The organism is Pseudomonas sp. ok272, from assembly GCF_900109995.1.
Taxonomy (GTDB): domain Bacteria; phylum Pseudomonadota; class Gammaproteobacteria; order Pseudomonadales; family Pseudomonadaceae; genus Aquipseudomonas.
This window is the reverse complement of sequence record NZ_FOCB01000013.1, coordinates 132,450-153,097: the sequence shown is the minus strand read 5'-3', so window position 1 is coordinate 153,097 and position 20,648 is coordinate 132,450. Positions and strand designations below refer to the sequence as shown.

Here is a 20,648-nt window from a genome sequence, read left to right as displayed (position 1 = left end):
GGCTACTTTCAGCGATGTAGCCTCCAGAGGCTACATCCCGCTGTTCACCAACACCGGCTTGTCCCGGTACCGCTCTGGATACAACGCCTTGAGTTGCGCGACCTTCGGCAAGTCGTTGACCACGATGTAGGGATAGTTCGGGTGCTGGGTGAGAAAGTCCTGGTGATAGTCCTCCGCCGGGTAGAAGCCATTGTAGGTTTCCAGGGTGGTGACGATCGGCTTGGCGAAGGCATGGGCCGTATCCAGTTGGGCGATGTAGGCTTGGGCGATCCGCTGTTGTTCGGGGCTTTGCACGAACAGCGCCGAGCGATACTGGGTGCCGCTGTCCGGGCCCTGGCGGTTCAGTTCGGTGGGGTTGTGGGCCACCGAGAAGTAGATTTGCAGCAGGCTGCCGTAGCTCACCTGCACCGGGTCGAAGGTCACCTGCACCGATTCGGCATGCCCGGTCTCTCCCCCGCCCACCTGTTCATAGCGCGCCGTATTGGCCGCGCCGCCGGCATAGCCGGACACCGCGCTCGTCACCCCTTTGACATGCTGGAATACCCCCTGCACGCCCCAGAAACAGCCCCCGGCGAACACCGCGGTTTCGCTGCCCGTCCTGGGGGTTTCGTCCAGGGCCGGCGGGGCGATGGCGACGGCATCCGCCGCCGCGCCGAGCGACCACGCCAGGCTTTGGCCGACGACGCCCGCCAGTGCCAGGCCCAGCAGGGTTTGCCGCCAGGTGAATCGAGTCTTCATGGTCAGTACTCCTCAACTCGTTGATGTCGCCTGACACGGCGTCTTCGCGAGCGGGCTCGCGCCCACAGGTTCGGTGTCTAGCTGCCGGTTGCCGGCACAAACGCCAGCGCCAGCCCGTTCATGCAATAGCGCAGGCCGGTCGGTTGTGGTCCGTCGTTGAACACATGGCCCAAATGCCCGCCGCAACGGCGGCAATGCACCTCTTCGCGCAGCACGCCGTAGGCGCGATCTTCGCGGGTGGCCACGGCGTGATCCAGCGGCGCCCAGAAACTCGGCCAACCGGTGTGGCTGTCGAACTTGGTGTTGGATGAAAACAGCGCCAGCTCACAGCCGGCACAGGCAAAGGTGCCGTTGCGGTGTTCTTGGTTCAGCGCGCTGCTGTAGGCACGTTCGGTACCCTCTTGGCGAAGGATCTCGTATTGCTCGGCACTGAGCAGGGTGCGCCATTGCGCCTCGCTGTGGTTGACCGCGAACGTCTCGTCGGCATGGGCCAGGGCGATCACGCCGCCCGGTATCCCGAGTTTGGGCAGCACCCCGGCGACCAGCGCCGCAACGCCAAGTCCACCGCCTGCCAGAAGCATCTGTCGACGTGAAAACATGCTGGTGTCCCTCATTGGCCCGGAACACAGCCTAGGCTTGCAGTGATCGCCAAATCCTCACCGACAGTTAAACAATTCGTGATAACTCGCCCCGGGGAAAACCCGCACAATGGCCGCTACCCGCAACAGGATCGAAGCCCAATGGATCAGCCCAAACGAGTCTTGGTGGTCGAGGACGACCGCCACATTGCCGACCTGATCTGCCTGCACCTGCGCGACGAGCAGTTCGAGGTGGTGCACAGCGCCGATGGCAATGAAGGCCTGCGCCTGCTGGAGCAAGGCAGTTGGGATGCGCTGGTCCTGGACCTGATGCTGCCGGGCGTCGATGGCCTGGAAATCTGCCGCCGGGCCCGGGCCATGGCGCGCTACACGCCGATCATCATCACCAGCGCGCGCTCCAGCGAAATGCACCGCATCCTCGGCCTGGAACTGGGCGCCGACGACTACCTGGCCAAGCCGTTCTCCATGCTGGAGCTGGTGGCGCGGGTCAAGGCCCTGCTGCGCCGGGTCGACGCCATGGCGCGCAACCTGAAGATGGACGCCGGCAGCCTGGCCAGCGACGGGCTGTCCATCGACCCGATCACCCGCGACGTGTCCCTGCACGGCAAACACCTGGACCTGACCCCGCGCGAATTCGACCTGCTGTACTTCTTCGTCCGCCAGCCGGGCAAGGTGTTCTCGCGCATGGACTTGCTCAACGCCGTCTGGGGCTACAGCCACGAAGGCTACGAGCACACGGTCAACACCCACATCAACCGCCTGCGGGCCAAGATCGAGACCGACCCGGCACAACCGGCACGCATCCTCACGGTCTGGGGCCGCGGCTACAAATTCGCCACCGCGCAGGAACAACCATGAGACTGACCCTCACCCAGCGCCTGGCCCTGGTGTTCGCCCTGCTGCTGTTGGTGTGCAGCGGCACCTCGGTGTGGATGCAGGTGCGCGCCAACACCCTGCACGAGCTGGAAGTGGTACAAGGCTTGTCCCGCGATTTGGCCGGGCACATCGCCCGCGACAGCGCGTTCATGGACGCCAACGGCCTCAAGCCCGATGCCCTGCGCGAGTTGTTCGGCCAACTGATGCGGGTCAACCCCAGCGTCGAGGTGTACCTGCTCGACAACCAGGGGCGGATCGTTGGCGACGACGCCCCCCAAGGCCACTTGCGTCGGGAACAGGTTGACCTGGCCCCGGTGCATCGCCTGCTCGCCGGCGCGCCGTTGCCGGTCCTCGGGGACGACCCGCGTAGCGCCGACGCACGCAAGGTGTTCAGCGCCGCCCCCCTGACGGTCAACGGCCAGCCGGCCGGCTACTTGTATGTGGTGCTGCTCAGCGAAGCCCATGACCGCCTCGCCGAACAAGGCGCTACCAGCGCGGCGTTGAACACCGCGCTGTGGGCGATTGGCCTGGTCGCCTTGCTGTGCCTGATTGCCGGTCTCACCGCGTTCACCCTGATCACCCGGCCGCTGCGACGGTTGACCGATACCGTGGCCCACTTCGACATCGACGCGCCGTCCGCCCCCACGCCACCCAGCACCGCCGAGCCCGCCACCAGCCACGATGAAATCGCCGTGCTCGATGGCACGTTCCGGCAGATGCAGGACCGCCTGGGTGAGCAGTGGAAATCCCTGACCCGCCTGGACCAGGAACGCCGCGAACTGGTGGCCAACATCTCCCACGACCTGCGCACGCCCCTGGCTTCGTTGCACGGTTACCTGGAAACCCTGTCGCTCAAGGACGCGACCCTGACCCCGGCCGAGCGCCGGCGCTACTTGGCGATTGCCCTGGACCAGAGCCGCAAGGTCGGCGGCCTCGCCCAGTCGTTGCTGGAGTTGGTGCGCCTGGAGCATGGTTTTGTGCAGCCGGTGCTGGAGCGGTTCTCCTTGACCGACCTGGTGCAGGACATCTTCCAGAAGTTCGAACTGAGCGCCGAATCACGCCAGGTGCACCTCAAGGCCCACTTCGCGCCCAGCGTGTCCTCGGTGTGCGCCGACCTGGGGTTGATCGAGCGGGTGCTGACCAACCTGTTCGACAACGCCCTGCGCCATACCCCTGCCGACGGGGCCATCGACATCAAGCTGGTGCCCCAGGGCAAATTCGTCGAGATCATCGTCAGCGACAGCGGGCCGGGGATTGCCCCGCCACTGCGCGACGGGCTGTTCCTGCGGCCGTTCAATATCGGCGGGGCGCGGCGGGATGGGGGTTTGGGCTTGCGGATCGTGCAGCGGATCCTGCAACTGCACGGCCGCGAAGTCCGCCTGCTGGATGTGCCGGGGCAAGGAGCGACGTTCAGCTTCTCCCTGGCGGTGGATGAAGAGACCGCGAGCGCGCTGGCGGTGCGCTCGATGAATCTGAATACGCCAAGCCCCTCACCCTAGCCCTCTCCCCAGGGGGCGAGGGGACTGACCGCGTTGTGCTGCGTCCAACGGCGACCTGAAAGAGCAGGTCGGCTATGGATTCGCCGAGGTACTTGCAGATCGCAGTACCTCTCCACTATCCCCCAAGCAGTCCCCTCTCCCCCTGGGGAGAGGGTTAGGGTGAGGGGTGGATCTCAAGTCAGTCCCTGTACCCCGGCGCCACACGATCGAGCATCCGCAACAGCGCCGCCCACGCCAGCTGGAGGGCGTCCGGGTCACTCAACTCGCCTTCGGCCAGTGGCCGGTTGGGTTGGTTGAACTGGCGTTCGGTGTGTTCACACACGGCTGCCGGTGGCAGCACCAGATCCCCTGCAGCCTGGGCCGCCAGTTGGATCTCGCAGGCCTTTTCCAGGTAGTACATACGCAGGAACGCCTGGGACACAGTCTCGCCAACGGTCAGCAGACCGTGGTTGCGCAACATCAGCACCGACTTGTCGCCCATGTCCGCCACCAGCCGCTTCTGCTCGGCCAGGTCCAGGGCAATGCCTTCGTAGTCGTGGTAGGCGATGCGCCCGTAAAACTCCATGGACATCTGGTTGACCGGCAGCAAGCCGCACTTCAATGCCGCCACCGCACACCCGGCCTTGGTGTGGGTGTGCAGCACGCAGTGCGCATCTTCACGGGCGCCGTGGATGGCGCTGTGGATCACGAACCCCGCCGGGTTCACCGGGTACGGGCTGTCCTCCACGGCGCGTCCGTCGAGGCCGATCTTCACCAGGCTCGACGCGGTGATTTCATCGAACATCAGCCCATAGGGGTTGATCAGGAAATGATGCTCCGGTCCCGGCAGGCGCACCGAGATGTGGGTAAAGATCAGATCGCTCATGCGAAAGTGCGCGATCAATCGGTAACAGGCTGCCAACTCTTCACGCAGCCGTTGTTCTGTCTGATTCATGCCCGCTTGTCCTCCACCACCTGACAGTGCACCAGCCCCCGGGCCAGCGCTTCCCAACCATTAAAGCCACGCGCGGCGATAAACACCAGCCGGGTGCCGGTGGCCTGGGCTTCGTCGGTGGCCGCCGAAAACTGGCTGCGGGTGCCCACGTGTTGCAACCAGTGCGCCTGGGCGCCCTGGTCCAACACCACCAGACCCTTGACCCGGAACACCTCGCGCGGCAGCGCCTGCAGCCAGCCACGCAGGCGCTCGACGTTGAGGGGCGTGGTGCCTTGCCACAGGTAGCTGCTGAACATCTCGCTGTGATCGTCGTTCGACACCCGGGTCAGCGGCTTGACCGCGCGCGGTTCGAGGTCCAGGTCGCCATCGAGCCACAGGGCATCGGGCAAGTAGCCCTGCACGCTTTCGTGAATCCGCGTGCGCTGCCCCAGGGCATCGCGCAAGGCCTGCAACTGCGGCTCGTCCACCAGGTCGGTCTTGTTCAACAGCAACAGGTCGGCCGCCGCCACTTGCGCCCGGGCCAGGCGTGCGTACTCGCCTTCCAGTTGCAGGTGGCCGGTGGCGTCGACCACGGTGATCACCATGTCCAAGTGCATCTGGTTGCGCAGTTGCGGGTAGGCCAGGGTCTGCACGATGCGCTGCGGGTCGGAGACACCGCTGCACTCGATGACGATGCGCTCCAGCCGTGGCTGCAATTGCGCCATGCTCGCCAACTGCGCCAGCAGGTCTTCCTGCACCGTGCAGCAGATGCAGCCGTTCTGCAGGCTGACCACCGCGTCGGTGACTTCCGCGACAATCGCCGCATCGATGTTCAGCTCGCCGAAATCATTGACGATCACCGCCAGCCGGCTGCCCTCGGCACGCCGCACCATGCGGTTGAGCAAGGTGGTCTTGCCGGCCCCGAGAAACCCCGAGACCACCGTCACCGCGATCCGTTGTGCGTCCATTACGCCTTGCCCTCCAGCACCGGCGGTTCGCCCTGCCACACGGCCTTGAGGCCGGCTTCGGCCAGGGTGCCGTGGCGGTCGTAGACCAGTTGCCCTTCGACGAAGGTCAGCAGCACCTGGGTCTGGTGGATGTAGTTGCGCGCAGGCGCCGCGAACAGGTCGCGGTCGATCACGATCAGGTCGGCGCACTTGCCCACTTCCAGACTGCCGGTGCTGTGCTCCAGGCCCATGGCCACGGCGCCGTTGATCGTGACCACATCCAGTGCCTGCTCCAGGCTGATCGGATCGCCAAAGCAGGATGGATCGTCGTTCCACGGGTTCTGCCGGGTGACCATAGTCTCCAGCGCCAGCCACGGGTCGATGGACGCCACCGGCCAGTCAGTGCCCATCACCGCGGTGCCGCCGGCTTCGAGCACGCCCTTGAAGTCATAGATGCGCTTGAGGCGTTCCTGGCCGTAGCCCGAGCGGGCGCCGCTGGCGAACGGCGTCGGGTACCAGGCGGCCGGGGAGAACTCGGCGATCACATTCAGTTCCTTGAAGCGCGGCAGGTTGCCGGGGTGCAGCAAGGTGCTGTGGGCGCACTGGTGGCGCACGCCGCTGAAACCATTGCGCCGGCGGGCCTCGGCCACGGCATCGAGGAACACGTCGGACGCGCCGTCGCCGGTGCAGTGGGCGATCACGCGGATGCCCTTGCGGTCCATGTCCACCACCATGTCGGTGATGTGTTCCGGCGTCAGGTTGAGCTTGCCGCGCCAGCTCGACTCTTGCGGCCACGGCGTCAGCAGGTACGAAGACTTGGGCTCCACGGTGCCGTCGAAGTGGAACTTGACCGCGTTGGCACTCAGGCGCGCGCTGCGGTAGTAGTGACGCTCGCCGGCCAGCAGCTCCCAGCGACGGCGCACCGGGAAGATGTCGTCCTGCCAACTGATGGCGGCTTCGATGCGCACCGTCAGCTCGCCGCTGTCGTCCAGTTCCTTGAGGGCCTGCAAGCGTTGTTCGCAGACGTGCACGTACTTGCTCGCGGTCACGCCACGCGAACTCTGGAAGTGCACACCATCGCGGTAGGCACGGCGCAGCACGCTGACCGGGGTCGGCGGCATGGCGGCGTGGATCATCGCGTAGGCGCCGTCAATCATCAGGCCGGTGGGTTCGCCGGTCAGTTCGTCACGCTCGAAATAGCCGTTGCGCGGGTCCGCGGTGGTGCGGTCGATGCCGGCCAGTTCCAGGGCCTTGGAGTTGACCATCATGGTGCCCCACATCCGGTCCAGCAGCGCCACCGGACGGTCCGGCATCACGCTGTCGAGCCACGCCCGGCCTGGCACCAGGCCGGCTTCGCGGAAGGTGTAGCGCACCCAGTATTGACCGTAGATCCAACCATCGCCCGGATGGCTGTCGGCATAGGCGAGGATGCTCTGGCGCAGTTGCTCGGGGGTCGGGTCTTCGATGCCGACGTCCAGGTCGTCGCTGTAGCGCGGTGCCAGGGCGAGGTCGGGGTGGGTGTGCATGTCGTGCAGGCCGGGCATGCAGAACGCGCCGTCCAGGTCATGCACCCGGGTGCTCGGGCCCTTGAAGGTTTCGAGCTCGGCCAGGCTGGCGACACCGATCAATTTGCCGTCGCGAATCGCCACGGCTTCGGCCCATGGCTGGGCAGGGTTTTGGGTGTAGATGCGCCCATTGCCCAGGATCAGGTCGGCGTACACCCCTTGCGCAGAGTGGGTAGAAAGAAAGTTGTCGGACTCAGCCATGGCAAGCCACCTATCAAAAGTTCAGAGCGATGAGAAAGGTCCACAGGTCGTTGTTGTTGAGTAGGGACCCTGACGAATGGCGCTAGTATTGTTGAACCAAGCAATACAACAATCGATTTTTTTTGGCTTGATCGTTCGATTTACGTCACCATACGTCGGCACCGTGATACCTCCCTGTGGGAGCGGGCTTGCTCGCGAACGCGGTGGGTCAGTCAGCATCTTGATCAACTGACAGACAGCCTTCGCGAGCAAGCCCGCTCCCACAAAGGGAGTCTGTGTTAACCGTTCTTCTACTCAAAGACAGGACTCTTGCATGCGTTTTCCTTCGATGACCGCCCTGCGCGCTCTGGATGCGGTGGCCCGGCTGGGCAGCGTGTCGGTGGCCGCCCGCGAACTGAACCTGACCCGCAGCGCCATCAGCCACCAGATCAGCAAGCTGGAAGAGTGCGTGGGGTTTGCCCTGACCGAGCGCATTGGTCGCGGCATTGGCCTGACCTACCAGGGCGAGCGTTATGCCCGCGAGGTGCACGGCATCCTGCTGAACCTGCTCGACGCCGGGCAGATGATCGACGACCAGGAAGTCTCGGGGCGCCTGTGTGTCAGTTGCGCCCCGGGCTTTGCCACGTACTGGCTGTGCCACCACATCGGCGCCTTTTTGCGCCAGTACCCGCAGGTGCAATTGCAGCTGATCTCGCCCAAGTCACCGGACGACACCCACAACCCCAACGTCGACCTGTTCATCGCCTACGGCATTGGCGACTGGCCGGAGATGAACGTCGAGGAGATCGTCGCGCTGAGGTTTTTCCCGGTGTGCAGCCCGCGCCTGATCAACGCCTTGAGCGGCTTGAAGAGCCCTCAGGAACTGAGCGGCTACCCGCTGCTGCACATGACCGACTACTCCGACTGGCGCGTCTGGCTGACCGCCGCCGGCGCCTCGGGGGTCAACGCGATGAGCGGCATCCTGTTCTCCGACGCCCACTGTGCGCAGTCGGCGTGCATTGCCGGGCAAGGCATTGCCATCGGCGACAACCTGATCAGCGGCGATGCCTTGTCCAAGGGCCTGCTGGTGCGCCCATTCGACATCACCATCGACCTGCACCGTGGCTACTACTTGGCCACCGACCCGCAAAAAGCCGAACGCCGGGTGGTCCAGGCCTTCAGCAATTGGGTCAAGACCCAACTACAGTCATCGCACCAGACCTGGCAGGACACGCTTTAAGGGCAGTCGCCAATCCCCTGTGGGAGCGGGCCTGCTCGCGATGACTGACTATCAGCCGACACCTCTGCCGCCTGATACAGCGCCTTCGCGAGCAGGCTCGCTCCCACAGGTTCTTTCAGGGTTTATTTGTTCAATAAAACTAACCAATACCTGCAAAATAATTCCATTGATGTAGCGATATTTTTAACAATAATAAGACCAAAGCCCCTGTCGGATTTGCATCCGTCCTCATACGTCTTGGGCAATAAAAAAAGAGGAACGCCATCGTGTCCAGCAGTCCCGCGGTTCAGCTCAGCGCGCAAGGTATCAGCCAGTACTACGGTAAGTTTGCCGCGCTGGATAACATCGACCTGGACGTTCGCCAAGGCGAGTTCCTGACCCTGCTGGGTCCTTCCGGCTCCGGCAAGACCACCTTGCTGATGATCCTCGCCGGCTTCCTCAACCCCACCGCCGGCAAGCTGATCGAACACGGCGAAGACATCATCAAGCGCTCGGCCGAGAAGCGGAACTTCGGCATGGTGTTCCAGGGCTACGCGCTGTTCCCGCACATGAGTGTCGCCGACAACGTGGCCTACCCGCTGCGCATCCGCAAGGTTGGCGCCGAGGAGCGCCAGCGCAAGGTCAAGCACATCCTGGAAGTGGTCGGCCTGGGGGCGCACATGCACAAGAAGCCCGCCGAACTCTCCGGTGGCCAGCAACAGCGCGTGGCGATTGCCCGGGCGCTGGTGTTCGAGCCCGACATGCTGCTGCTCGACGAACCGCTCTCGGCGCTGGACAAAAACCTGCGCGAGCAACTGCAGGCCGAGCTGCAACGCATTCACCGCCAGGTCGGCACCAGCTTCGTGTTCGTCACCCACGACCAGAACGAAGCCCTGGCCCTGTCCTCGCGCATCGCCATCTTCAACCACGGCAAGCTGACCCAGGTCGACACCCCGGAAAACATCTACAACCGCCCCGAGAGCCGCTTCGTCGCCGAGTTCCTGGGCAAGATGAACCTGTTCCCCATGGCCGACCTGACCCGCAACGGCCCGACTGCCAGTGGCCGCTGTGGCGACAACGTGTTGCACGCCGTGGCCCCTGCGCCACTGAGCAAGCTGCCGAGCGTACTGGCGGTACGCCCCGAACACATGGAGCTGCACAGCGAGCGCCCGGCCCGGGATGGCTACAACGTGATGCCCGCACAACTCACCGAGAAGGTCTACCAGGGCTCCAGCACCCACCTGTCACTCAAGGTCGGTGGCGATAACCTGCCCGTCAACCTGTCCGTACCCGGCAACCACCCTGGCGCCCTGATGCCCGGCGGTGCCTCGGTGTGGCTGAGCTGGCCGGTGCAACAGAGCTTCCTGCTACAGGCCTGACACAGCAAAACACTTGCGTACTAAAGCTCTCTTCTAATGAAAACAAAAAGGCCGGTGCCCACGCAGGCATCCGCCGACTGAGGACTTGCCCATGAGCCAGGATCATCAACGCGACTGCATCGAAGTACTTATCGAAAAGGCCCGCGACGGCCAGATCAACCGCCGTACGTTCATCCAGGCCATGGGCCTGCTGGCGGCGGTGCCGCTGGCGCTGCGCAGTGGCATCAGTTGGTCGGCCGACAAGCCGATGGTGGTGGTCAACTGGGGTGGCGATGCGCTGAACGCGTTCAAGTCGGCCTGGACCGACACCTTCACCAAGAACACCGGCATCCAGGTGCGCATCGACGGCGCCGGCCCCACCGAAGGCGCCATCCGCTCGCAGTTGGCCAGCGGCAAGCCGAGCTGGGACGTGGTCGACCTGGAGAGCTACAGCGCCATCGTGCTGGGCAAGGAAAACATCCTGCAACCCTTGGACTACAACGTCATCAAGCGTGATCAAGTCGCGCCGGCGCTGTCCTCCGACCACGGCATTGCCAGCTATCAGTTCAGCTACGTGATGGCCTGGGACAGCGAGAAGTTCGGCGAAAACGGTCCCAAGACCTGGGCCGATTTCTGGGACGTGAAGAAATTCCCGGGCAAGCGCACGTTGTACAAGTGGATGAACGGCATGCTCGAAGCGGCGTTGCTGGCCGACGGCGTAGCACCGGACCAGCTCTACCCGCTGGACGTGCCACGGGCGATGAAAAAGATCGACGAGATCAAACCCCACGTGCTGTCGTTCTGGAGCTCGGGCGCCGAGAGCCAGCAACTGATGGTCGACGGCGAAGTGTCGGTGGGCGCCATCTGGCACACCCGCGCCAAACTGCTCAGCGAAGACACCGACAACCGCGTGCGCTGGAGCTTCGACAACGGCTTCATCAACTCCAGCAGTTGGGCGGTGTTGACCGGTAACCCGGCCGGCACCCAGCCGGCCATGCAGTTCATCCAGGAGGCGCTGCAACCGGCCGGCCAGCTCAAGCTGTTCGAACTGCTGGGCAACGGTCCATCCAACAGCGCCACCGAAAAACTGATGAGCCCCGCGCAACTGCAAGCCAACTGCGCCTCCGAAGCCAACCTCAAGAAGCAGATCGCCCTCAATGCCCAGTGGTACGCCGACCACTACTCCAAGGCTTTGGAAGAGTACCTGACGCACCTGTCCAAGTGAGCCCTGGATCATGACGATGACCTTGACCCTGTCCAAACCCAAGCCCGCGTCCCGGCTCAGTTCGCCGGGCCTGCAGCGCAGTATGTTGCTGCTCCCGCTGCCGGTGTTGCTGCTGATCTTCTACGTGCTGCCGTTTATCGGCGTGGTGGGTTGGAGCTTCACCCTGCCCACGCCGGGCATCGAGCAGTACCAACGCATCGCCACCGACCCGGCGATCCACGACATGCTCTGGCGCACCCTGCGCCTGTGCATGACCGTCAGCGTCCTGGCCTTGTTGATCGGCTACCTGCTGGCCTACTGCTGGGTGTTCAGCCCGCCGTTCTGGCAGCGGGTGGTGGAGATCTGCATCTTCATCCCGTTCTGGATCTCCGTGCTGGTGCGGGCCTTCGGCTGGTTGATCGCCCTGCGCAGCAACGGCGTGCTCAACAACGGACTGATGGGCATGGGCCTGATCGATCAGCCGCTGCAACTGAGCCGCAATGAGATCGGCGTGGTCATCGGCATGCTCCACGTGATGATCCCGTACGCGGTGTTCCCGCTGCTGTCGAGCATGCGCCAGCTGGATTCGCGCATCCTCATGGCCTCCCGCGGCCTGGGCGCCGGCGCCTTGCGCACCTTCTGGCAAGTGCTGCTGCCACAGACCCTGCCGGGCATGCTGGGCGCGTTCATCATGGTGTTCGTGTTCTGCCTGGGCTTCTTCATCACCCCGGTGCTATTGGGTGGCGGGCAAACGGTGATGATCGCCGAGTACGTGTTCCTGCAAATGTTCCAGACCAGCAACTGGGGCCTGGGCGCGGCACTGAGCGTGGTCTTGCTGGCCCTGGTCAGCCTGTTGATCTGGGTGCTGCTGAAAATGACCCGCGTGAACCGACTGGTAGGCTGAGATAACTATGAATACCCATCGCACAAGCCTGAGCACGCGCCTGCTGGCCGTGGTCGCCATGGCCTTTATGCTGTTCCCGCTGCTGACCGTCATCCCGGTGTCGTTCACCAGCAAACGCTTCCTGTCGATGCCCGAGGGCAACTGGTCGCTGCGTCACTACGAGGCCCTGGTGAGCAACCCGGACTGGTTCCATGCCATCAGCCAGAGCCTGGTCATCGCCTTCGCCACCAGCATCATCGCCACCCTGCTGGCGGCCAGCTTCAGCCTGGGCATCTGGTACATGCGCTCAAAACTGGCCACCGCCCTGATCGGCCTGGTGCTGCTGCCCATGGCCATCCCGCCGGTGATCTCGGCGCTGGTGCTGTACTTCATGGAAACCAAGCTCGGACGCCTCGCCCCCGGCATGGGCTACGACACCTTGACCGGCGTGATCATCGCCCACGTGATCATGGTCGTGCCCTACGGCGTGGTGACCATGCTGGTCGCCCTCAGCCAAATCGACCGGCGCATCGAACTGGCCTCACGCAACCTCGGCGCCAGCCTGATGCAAACCACCTTCATGGTGATCCTGCCCAACCTCAAACTGGGCCTGGCCTCCACCGCCTTGCTGGGCTTTGCCCTGTCATGGGAAGAAGTCGCCGTGACCCTGTTCATCACCAGCGTCAACGTCGACACCCTGCCCAAACGCATCTGGAGCGGCCTGCGCGACAACGTCGACCCAAGCGTCGCCGCCATCTCGGTGCTGCTGATCTCACTGACACTGCTGGTCCTGATCGGCCGATTGGTGGTGCAACACCTGCTGGACAAACGGGCGCAACGATTGATGCACCCTTAACCCCCAGAAACCAAAAGGCGACGCCCGAGAGGACGTCGCCTTTTTTTGTGGGTGATGGCCACGCCGCTTTCGCGACAGTGGGGCTGGGTACACCTGAAAAAACAGGTCGGCTGTCAGGCCGCCTTCGCGAGCAAGCCCGCTCCCACAGTTTGGATTGGATTACATCCACAAGAACCAGGTCGCCTTCGCGACGGTGCGACAAGCTCGCTCCCACCAGACTCCCGCCGTTCTGCCCTTCACCACTCAACAGGCCGAGCGGTAGCTCGCCTGCAGCTCTTGATCTGGCTTTTGATCTTGATCCACCCGCCCCTTCGGCAGGCTGAGCGCAGGTGTGCCTCTGGGGACTGGCGCGCCGCGCCGTTCGACGCAGTCGAACTCATCGCATGGAGGTGCAGCGAAGCAAACCGGAGGCGATGCCCCCAGAGGGATACCGTAGCGAAGGTACCCCGAGCCTTAGCGAGGGGCCGAACGCCGGGGCGAGACCTTTTGGTTCCTTTTGGGGCGTTTGCCAAAAGGGACTCGCCGTAAGGGCGAAACCATAAGCAGCCGTTACCGGTGTCCGGAATTACTTGACCAGTTCAGGCTCGCTCCCACAGGAGCCCCACAGGAGCCACACACCAGGAAAAATCAGGCCATCGCCCACAGATACCCAACCCCACCCACCGCAAACGCCAACGCAAACCCCCCATGGCTTTGAATACTCACCCGCCAGGGCGACTCATGCACCGACGCCGCCGCCGTCACCGCACTGATCGACACCGGCGAAATCAACTGCGAAATCACAAACATCGCCATCCACGCCTGATACTCCAACGCCACCGGCAACGGCGTGAGCGGATGCAACACCGGGAACGCCGCCGCAAACAAAATCATCGGATGAACCCCGACCACCGTCAGCAGCGGCAACAGCCCAAGAATCACCAGCAACTGCAACGGCGCCGCACTCAACAGCGCCACCCCCGCCCCGTCCAACCCACCCAACACCTGCACCGTTTGCGGGGCCGCCAGCGCCACCTGCAACGTGCCGCAAGCGATGAACAACAAAATCTCGGCACTGGAACGCTCAAACCCCTCGCCAATTACCGTCGCCAGTTGCCCGATGCCGTAATTGACCAGCAACGACACACCCCCGGTGATCGACACCGCCAGCGCCACCGTCGTCACCGTCGCCAACCCCAACAGCAACTTGCCGCCCACAATCACCCCAATGAAAATCACCAGCGGCAGCAGCAACCCGTGGCCCGCACCGTCCTGCTCCAATGGCATCGGTGCCAGCGCCGGCTCCTTTTCGCTGCGCGTCAGCAACAGGCACATCAGCGCCAGCGGCAACCCGGCCAGCAGCGCCTGGGACCAACCGAGCCCCGGGAACATCGCACTCACCGCCGCCGCGCCCGCCGTGGTCGGGGCAATGAACATGGTCGCGCACACCGCGCGCATGGCCAGGCGCAGGTGGTACAGATGATTGAGGCGCGTGCTGCGGGTCAGCGAGCCGACGATGGGCACGGTGGCCAGGCTCAAGAAAAACGCCAGGGCGCTGTAGAGCATAAAGATCGGCCACGCACTGCGGCGTACCCAGGGATGACTGAGCGCCCGCTCGATCTGCGCCTTGATGTTTTGCCGGTCCAGGTAGGCACGCAATTGGCCAATGCCCAGCAACAGCAGGATCACCCCTTCAAAGGAACCGGCGCCCTTCACCGGGTTGAAGGGCAGCGCCGTCAGCAGCGCCAGCACCGCGACCATCGCCACCAGCCCCAACCCCAGGCGGGCGGAGGTCTTGCCCAGCCAGACGCGCCAGGTCAGCACCAGCCCGGCCACGATCAGGCCGAAGGTGATCGCGTCCGACCAGCCGCCCTGGGGCATCAGCAACGCCTTGGCGATCAGCCAGGCCGCCAGCAACGTGGCGATCAACGCCACCCAGGCCGGGCGAGCCAACCCCTTGGGCGCGGTGACAGAAAGAGAAAGGGTGTCCTTGGGCATGGCTGATTCCTGAGTTAAGCGGCCGCCCGGAAACATACACACAACCGGATACCCAGCACAGCCCCTTGTGGGAACCAATACGGTTCACTCAAGGGCATGCCGCTATCGAAGAAACACCTGTGGTGAGCGAGCCTGCCCCGACCTCAAGCAATCGCCAGCAACGCCGGCCCTTCATCGTCCACCTCATCCGCCTCCAGCGCATCGCGCAAGGTCCGGGAGAAGGAGGTCATGGCCGGGGTCCAGGTGGTGGGCTGGGCGGCAGCGAAGTAGGTGTCGACGATGGCGTAGCGCTCCGGCAGGTCGAGGCTGTAGATGTTGAAGCGCGAACGCTGGGCCTCGACGGTGGACTTGGGCAACACCGCATAGCCCATGCCCGCCGCCACGCAACCAAGCATCGCGTCCAGGGTACCGAAATCGATGATGCGCACCGCCGACACCCCGCAGGCGGCCAACAGCAACTCGATGCTGTGGCGATAGCTGCACCCCTGGCGGAAGGCCAGGAACGTGGCAGTGAGCAGCGTTTCCTTGGGCGGCATGCGTTCCAGGGGCTTGGACGAAATCAGCACCAGTTCCTCGGTGAACGCCTTGTACATGTGGAATCGTTTCTGATCGACCTTGCCGGCGACGAACACGCAATCGAACTGCCCTTCCACCAGGCCCCGCACCAAGTCCGCCGTGGGACCGGTGGTGAGCTTGATGTCGACCTGTGGGTGCTCGCCGTGGAAGCTGGCCAGAACCCCCGGCAGGCGAAACGCGGTGGTGGTTTCCATGGCGCCGATGCGCAGTTGGCCACTGAGGGACTGGCTGCCACGAAAAAACGCCAGCGCCTCGTCATGCCCCCGCAGGATCTTGTCCGCGTACAGGCTCAAGGCATGACCCGCCGAGGTCAGGCGTGCACGAGCACCACGATCGATCAGTTGGGCGCCCAACTCCAGCTCCAGCTTTTTGATGTGCGCGGTGACATTCGATTGCACGGTGTGCAGGCGTTCGGCCGCCGCCACGAAGCTACCGGTTTCGGCGACTGCCAAGAAGATACGAAGTGATTTGAGCTGCATGGCGCGTGCGTCCCTGGCTGGATACATCTCGAAAAGTGATCGCGAGTATCTCGGATAATCGTTGGCAAAGCTATTTTCGCCCTGCGTATCCTCGCCGGATACACACGCACACGAGGGAGGCGCTGCACAGAACGGCGTCCGAATCAGCACGAGGCCAAGTCCCCTGCCGGGTCCGCGTCTCGTTCACTTTTTTAGGGAGTTGGGCTGATGCAACCCGCCACGCCAGCGATTGCGATTATCGGCATGGGGCCGCGAGGCCTGAATGTGCTCGAACGCATCACCGCCTACGCTTGCGACCGCAAGACGACACAACGCATGACCGTCCACATCGTCGACCCAGGAGTTCCGGGCGAAGGCATTCACCACGCCGCCCAGCCCGATTACCTGCAACTGAACACCGTCGCCTCACAGATCACCCTGTTCATGGACGACACCGTGGTCGATGCCGGCCCCCTGCTGGACGGGCCGAGCCTGTACGAGTGGGCCATCGGCAACTGGAAACACCCCTTGCCGCTGGGTCCCAACACTTATCTGCCACGCCGCGCCTTCGGCGAGTACTTGAACTGGGTCTACACGTTCCTCATCGCGCGCCTGGAACAACACTGCCAGGTGCACCTGCACACCAGCACCGCCGTCGATATCGAGCAGTACCCGGACCAGTCGTTTGCCATCAGGACCGCCCAGGGCGAGCACATCGATGCCGACTACCTGTTCCTGACCACCGGCCACTCGGACAATCATCCCGATACCCTGGACATCGACCGCCAGGCGTTTGTCGCCACCCACAGCTTCAACAACACCAACCTGCGCTATGTGACCACCGGCCCGTTGCCGATCCATCGCCAACTGGCCGAGATCGGCCCCGACGCCTGTGTGGCCATCGAAGGCATGGGCCTGACCGCCATCGACGCCATCACCGCCCTGACCACCGGTCGCGGCGGACGCTTCGAGCGTGACGAGATCAGCGGCGCGCTCAACTATCTGCCGTCGGGGCGCGAGCCGACCCTGGCGCTGTATTCCCGTAGCGGCCTGCCCTTCTGCGCCAGGGCGGTGAACCAGAAAGGGGTGTCGGGGCAATACCAGGCACGCTTCCTCACCGCTGAGCGAATCGAGCAGTGGAAGCAGACGCGCAAGCGCGGTGAGCTGGACTTCCACGCCGACATCTTGCCGCTGATCCTGCGCGACATGGCCCACGCCTACTACCTGTCCCACGCCACGCGGCTGCATGGCAGTTCCTTTGCCGAGCTGCTCGACAGCTCGCTGCTGCCCCTCGACGAGCCGGCAGCGGAAAACGTCCTGCGCCAATGCTGCCCGCAGATCCCGCCGTTCAGTTGGGACGCGCTGGCCCAGCCGATCAGCCGCAATGCCCTGGCCAGCAAAGACCACTTCCACCAGTGGCTGACCCAGTACCTGGAACACGACCTGGCCGAGGCGCGGGCGGGCAATTGCGAAAGCCCGATCAAGGCCGCCTGCGACGTGCTGCGCGACATCCGCGACAACCTGCGCCGCGTCGTCGATTTCGGTGCCCTCTCGGCGGCGTCGCACCAGCGCTTCATGGACGAGTTCATCCCGGTGATGAATCGCCTGGCCGTGGGCCCGCCCCTGCAACGCACCGAAGAAATGCTCGCCCTGATGCGCGCGGGCTACCTGATGGCCAGCCTGGGCCCCGGCGCCCGGGCACACCTGGACAACCGTTCGTACTCGTTCGTCATCAAGAGCACGCGCCTGCCCGAACGCGAGTTCCGCGCCGACGTGTTGATCCGCGCCCGGGTGCCCAAGTCCGCGCCCAGCCAGGACAAATCACCGCTGCTGTATCGCCTGCTGGAGCGAGGCCTGGTGCGTCCGTTCACCAACCAGGGCGTGGAAATCAGCGGCATTGATGTCGACCAGGGCCTGCGCGTGGTTCCGCTCCACGGCCAGCCACTGCACAATGCCTGGGCCTTGGGCACCGTGTGCGAAGGTGCCAAGTTCTACACCTACATCGTCCCGCGCCCGTTCGTGAACTCCACCGCACTGGTGGATGCCGGCCGCAGCGTGGGCGAGTTGTTCCGCCTGCTCAATACGCCACAGCCGACCATCAACGCCAGCGCCAGACCCGCCGCGCCACGGCCGACCGGCGAATGGGCAACCACCCTGGCCTGGGAGCCGGCACGTTGACCGCCGAACCCATGAACCGCAAAACGGGAATCACTGATATGGATCTGCGCGCCACCCACCACCTGACCCTGGCCCAGCAACTGGGCGTCCAGCACCCGATCATCCAGGCGCCCATGGTCGGCGTGTCCACCCCGGCCCTGGCGGCAGCGGTGTCGAACGCCGGCGCCCTGGGTTCCATCGGCCTGGGTGCCTGCAATGCCGAGCAGGCCCGGGCGATGATTGCCCAGACCCGCGCGCTGACCGGCAAGCCGTTCAACGTCAACCTGTTCTGCCATCGCAAGCCCGAGCCGGACCCGGCCGTGCAAGCCGCCTGGCTCCAGCACATGCAGCCGCTGTTCGCCGAGTTCGAGGCGCCCGTCCCAAACACACTGAGGGAAATCTACGTCAGCTTCCTCGATGACCCGGCCATGCTCGACATGCTGTTGCAGGAACGCCCGGCCGTGGTCAGCTTTCACTTTGGCCTGCCCAAACCGGCCTGGATCGACGCCCTGAAAGCGGCCGGTATCGTGCTGCTGGCCACCGCGACCGACGCGCGCGAAGCCCGACTGATCGAAGCGGCGGGCCTGGACGCGATCGTCGCCCAAGGCGTCGAGGCCGGCGGCCATCGCGGGGTCTTCGAGCCGCAGCAGGACGAAATGACCGGCACCCTGGCCCTGGTCAGGACACTGAGCCAGCAACGGTCGATCCCGATCATTGCCGCCGGCGGGATCATGGACGGTCAGTCCATCCGCGCCATGCTCACCCTCGGCGCCCAGGGTGCACAACTGGGTACCGCGTTTATCCTGTGCCCGGAATCGTCCGCCAACGCGCAGTACCGCGCCAACCTGCAAGGCCCGGATGCGGGCCATACCCGCATCAGCAGCGCGATTTCCGGACGCCCGGCGCGGGGCCTGGTCAACCGCCTGATCACCGACCTGGACGCGGGCGCCCCGCTCAACCCGGCGTATCCGCTGACCTACGATGCCACCAAGGCCTTGCAGGCGGCGGCCAGCGCCAAAGGCAACCACGACTTCGCCGTGCAGTGGGCTGGCCAGGGCGCCCCGCTGGCCCGGGCCATGAGTGCCCGCGAGTTGGTGCAAACCCTGGTCAACGAAATGAACTGAATGCGCGAAAGTGCCGACGCGATCGCCGGCACTCCTTTGCCCTGCCTTCGATTCGAAGGCAGGGTTTTTTTATGCAATCAATCGCTGAATACGAGGTCTTATCGCTCGGTGCACCCGGCAGGTCGTCCATTGGTGGGTGACAATGGCGCAGCCGTCCAATAGATTAGGCGCCCCGAAAACGCCGATGCGGTTCTCGTCTCAACCCGTTCAAGAAAGTAGTGAAATTTCAATGTCAGATTCCAACACCGCTGAATCCGTAGTCACCTTGTCGTCCAAAGCGGAATACGAACACTCCATCAATCTTTCACAACACGTGCCGCAGGCCAAGACCATCAGCGAGATGGTGCTGGACGCCTTCCACACCTCGAAAGAAAGCGACCAGATCCGCGAACTGCGCGTCGCCATCCGCCAGGCCCACGACAGCTTCGACGACGACCTGGCCTACGACTTGATGGGCCAGCTCAAGCAACTCAAGGACGCCGAAGCCGCCGACATCGCGGCCCTCGAAGACCTGAGCAGCAAGTTCCCGATCAGCCGCATCCTGTCCAGCTTCAAGGACGACCCGGCGTTCCAGGAACTGGTCTACGGCCTGGCTCTCAAGGTGCTGAACCAGACCCATCAGGCCATCAGCAACCCAAGCGGCGGCAAGAGCAAGGCGGCCAAGAAGAAAGACCTTGAAGTGTTCAGCATCAGCAAGGACGGCGCCTCGGTGAACCTGGTGCTGCGCAACCCACGGGTCAAGGCCAGCGCCGACCGCGAGGCGTTCGAGTTCCTGGGCTTTAGCTTCGTGGGAGAAGGCGACGAAGCCGAACTTGAAAGCGAAGTCTTTGTCGACAACCACGGCACTGAACACCCCGCCACCCGCAAGGCCATCGTCACCGCCCTGCAACAGCAGACCGCGTTCGATGGGTACAGCATCGCCGCGCAGTAACCACAACAGCGCCCAAGAAAAAGCCCCGCACTTCTCACGAAGGCGGGGCTTTTTCGTTCAGCTCGAAACCACACTCAACCGAAGCTATACGAGGTAATCAAACCCTCGTCATTGACGTTCAGGTTGATGCGCTCAGGTCGCAGATCGGTGGTGCCGTAATAGCCTTTACCCGCCGGACGCACAGGGCGACCGGTATTTTCTGCCAGCAGTGCCGCCAGCGCGTCCGAATAAGGTTGGCCGATGACCGCAGCCACCTGGTTGGCGATTTCTGTAGAGTTAGACATGGAGCCTCCTTGCATCAGTAAAAATTCCGAGCGCCTTGTTCCTCAAGACGTACACGGACTATCTGCCAGTGCATGCCCCTGAATGCGGTACATATGTATCGCTCGCTCAACCCACCTCAACCAACCGTTTCAAGACTTAACGCCATGTCCGGAATCAGTTGCCCCCTACAAGGTGCCCCACCACTCAACAGGCCGAGCGGTAGCTCGCCTGCAGCTCTTGATCTGGCTCTGGCTTTTGATCTGGCTCTTGATCCACCCGCCCCATCGGCAGGCTGAGCGAAGGTGTCCCTCTGGGGACTGGCGC

Annotated in this window: 18 protein-coding genes; 10 read left to right on the top strand and 8 right to left on the bottom strand. The window is 63.9% G+C overall.

Annotated features, from left to right (window positions below):
• Positions 1-30: 30 nt before the first annotated feature.
• Together msrA and msrB are read right to left on the bottom strand one after the other, a co-directional pair.
• A complete protein-coding gene (msrA, locus tag BMW74_RS18905) occupies positions 31-738 on the bottom strand; it encodes a peptide-methionine (S)-S-oxide reductase MsrA (RefSeq protein WP_093425003.1) in 708 nt (235 codons plus the stop codon).
• Between the two features lie 77 nt (positions 739-815).
• Entirely contained in the window at positions 816-1,337 is a 522-nt protein-coding gene (gene msrB / locus BMW74_RS18900) for a peptide-methionine (R)-S-oxide reductase MsrB (protein ID WP_093425001.1), read from the bottom strand.
• Between the two features lie 141 nt (positions 1,338-1,478).
• Between msrB and BMW74_RS18895 the strand changes: the two genes are divergently transcribed.
• Both BMW74_RS18895 and BMW74_RS18890 read left to right on the top strand, forming a co-directional pair.
• Positions 1,479-2,195 (top strand): response regulator transcription factor, encoded by a 717-nt coding sequence (locus BMW74_RS18895; protein WP_093424999.1) that lies wholly within the window; start codon positions 1,479-1,481, stop codon positions 2,193-2,195.
• On the top strand, positions 2,192-3,712 hold the full coding sequence (locus BMW74_RS18890; RefSeq protein WP_093424996.1) for a HAMP domain-containing sensor histidine kinase: 1,521 nt from the start codon (positions 2,192-2,194) through the stop codon (positions 3,710-3,712). Before BMW74_RS18895 ends, BMW74_RS18890 begins: the two co-directional genes overlap by 4 nt.
• Before the next feature lie 178 nt (positions 3,713-3,890).
• Here the strand turns inward: BMW74_RS18890 and BMW74_RS18885 are convergent, their stop codons facing one another.
• From BMW74_RS18885 to BMW74_RS18875, 3 genes are read right to left on the bottom strand one after another with little or no spacing between them, the layout of a single operon-like run.
• Positions 3,891-4,646, bottom strand: a complete 756-nt coding sequence (locus BMW74_RS18885; protein ID WP_093424994.1) for a class II aldolase/adducin family protein — start codon at positions 4,644-4,646, stop codon at positions 3,891-3,893.
• Positions 4,643-5,593, bottom strand: coding sequence for a CobW family GTP-binding protein (locus tag BMW74_RS18880; RefSeq protein ID WP_093424991.1), 951 nt, complete (start codon positions 5,591-5,593; stop codon positions 4,643-4,645). The genes BMW74_RS18885 and BMW74_RS18880 overlap by 4 nt, the downstream gene beginning before the upstream one ends.
• Positions 5,593-7,338, bottom strand: coding sequence for an amidohydrolase (locus BMW74_RS18875; RefSeq protein WP_093424988.1), 1,746 nt, complete (start codon positions 7,336-7,338; stop codon positions 5,593-5,595). Before BMW74_RS18875 ends, BMW74_RS18880 begins: the two co-directional genes overlap by 1 nt.
• Before the next feature lie 313 nt (positions 7,339-7,651).
• On the opposite strand from BMW74_RS18875, the gene BMW74_RS18870 reads away from it, so the two are divergent.
• The 5 genes from BMW74_RS18870 (at position 7,652) to BMW74_RS18850 (ending at position 12,837) form a co-directional block, all read left to right on the top strand.
• The gene (locus BMW74_RS18870) at positions 7,652-8,557 is read left to right on the top strand and encodes a LysR substrate-binding domain-containing protein (protein ID WP_093424985.1); all 906 of its coding nucleotides are present in this window, start codon (positions 7,652-7,654) and stop codon (positions 8,555-8,557) included.
• A gap of 266 nt (positions 8,558-8,823) precedes the next feature.
• Positions 8,824-9,915 carry an ABC transporter ATP-binding protein gene (locus BMW74_RS18865; RefSeq protein WP_093424983.1) on the top strand — a complete coding sequence of 364 codons (1,092 nt, stop codon included), beginning with the start codon at positions 8,824-8,826 and terminating at the stop codon, positions 9,913-9,915.
• Positions 9,916-10,006: 91 nt separating this feature from the next.
• Entirely contained in the window at positions 10,007-11,119 is a 1,113-nt protein-coding gene (locus tag BMW74_RS18860) for an ABC transporter substrate-binding protein (RefSeq protein WP_093424980.1), read from the top strand.
• A 10-nt stretch (positions 11,120-11,129) separates the two neighbouring features.
• Positions 11,130-12,002 (top strand): ABC transporter permease, encoded by an 873-nt coding sequence (locus tag BMW74_RS18855; RefSeq protein WP_175479259.1) that lies wholly within the window; start codon positions 11,130-11,132, stop codon positions 12,000-12,002.
• A 7-nt stretch (positions 12,003-12,009) separates the two neighbouring features.
• Positions 12,010-12,837, top strand: coding sequence for an ABC transporter permease (locus BMW74_RS18850; RefSeq protein ID WP_093424978.1), 828 nt, complete (start codon positions 12,010-12,012; stop codon positions 12,835-12,837).
• A 627-nt stretch (positions 12,838-13,464) separates the two neighbouring features.
• Here the strand turns inward: BMW74_RS18850 and BMW74_RS18840 are convergent.
• Together BMW74_RS18840 and BMW74_RS18835 are read right to left on the bottom strand one after the other, a co-directional pair.
• Complete coding sequence (locus tag BMW74_RS18840) at positions 13,465-14,814, bottom strand: hypothetical protein (RefSeq protein WP_093424976.1); 1,350 nt, start codon at positions 14,812-14,814, stop codon at positions 13,465-13,467.
• A 143-nt stretch (positions 14,815-14,957) separates the two neighbouring features.
• Entirely contained in the window at positions 14,958-15,869 is a 912-nt protein-coding gene (locus tag BMW74_RS18835; RefSeq protein ID WP_093424973.1) for a LysR substrate-binding domain-containing protein, read from the bottom strand.
• 207 nt (positions 15,870-16,076) lie between these two features.
• Between BMW74_RS18835 and BMW74_RS18830 the strand changes: the two genes are divergently transcribed.
• The 3 genes from BMW74_RS18830 (at position 16,077) to BMW74_RS18820 (ending at position 20,060) form a co-directional block, all read left to right on the top strand.
• On the top strand, positions 16,077-18,026 hold the full coding sequence (locus BMW74_RS18830; RefSeq protein ID WP_093424971.1) for an FAD/NAD(P)-binding protein: 1,950 nt from the start codon (positions 16,077-16,079) through the stop codon (positions 18,024-18,026).
• Positions 18,027-18,064: 38 nt separating this feature from the next.
• Complete coding sequence (locus BMW74_RS18825) at positions 18,065-19,129, top strand: NAD(P)H-dependent flavin oxidoreductase (RefSeq protein ID WP_175479258.1); 1,065 nt, start codon at positions 18,065-18,067, stop codon at positions 19,127-19,129.
• Between the two features lie 229 nt (positions 19,130-19,358).
• Positions 19,359-20,060 (top strand): hypothetical protein, encoded by a 702-nt coding sequence (locus tag BMW74_RS18820; RefSeq protein ID WP_093424968.1) that lies wholly within the window; start codon positions 19,359-19,361, stop codon positions 20,058-20,060.
• Positions 20,061-20,134: 74 nt separating this feature from the next.
• Here the strand turns inward: BMW74_RS18820 and BMW74_RS18815 are convergent, their stop codons facing one another.
• Entirely contained in the window at positions 20,135-20,344 is a 210-nt protein-coding gene (locus BMW74_RS18815; protein ID WP_093424966.1) for a hypothetical protein, read from the bottom strand.
• Between the last annotated feature and the right edge of the window lie 304 nt (positions 20,345-20,648).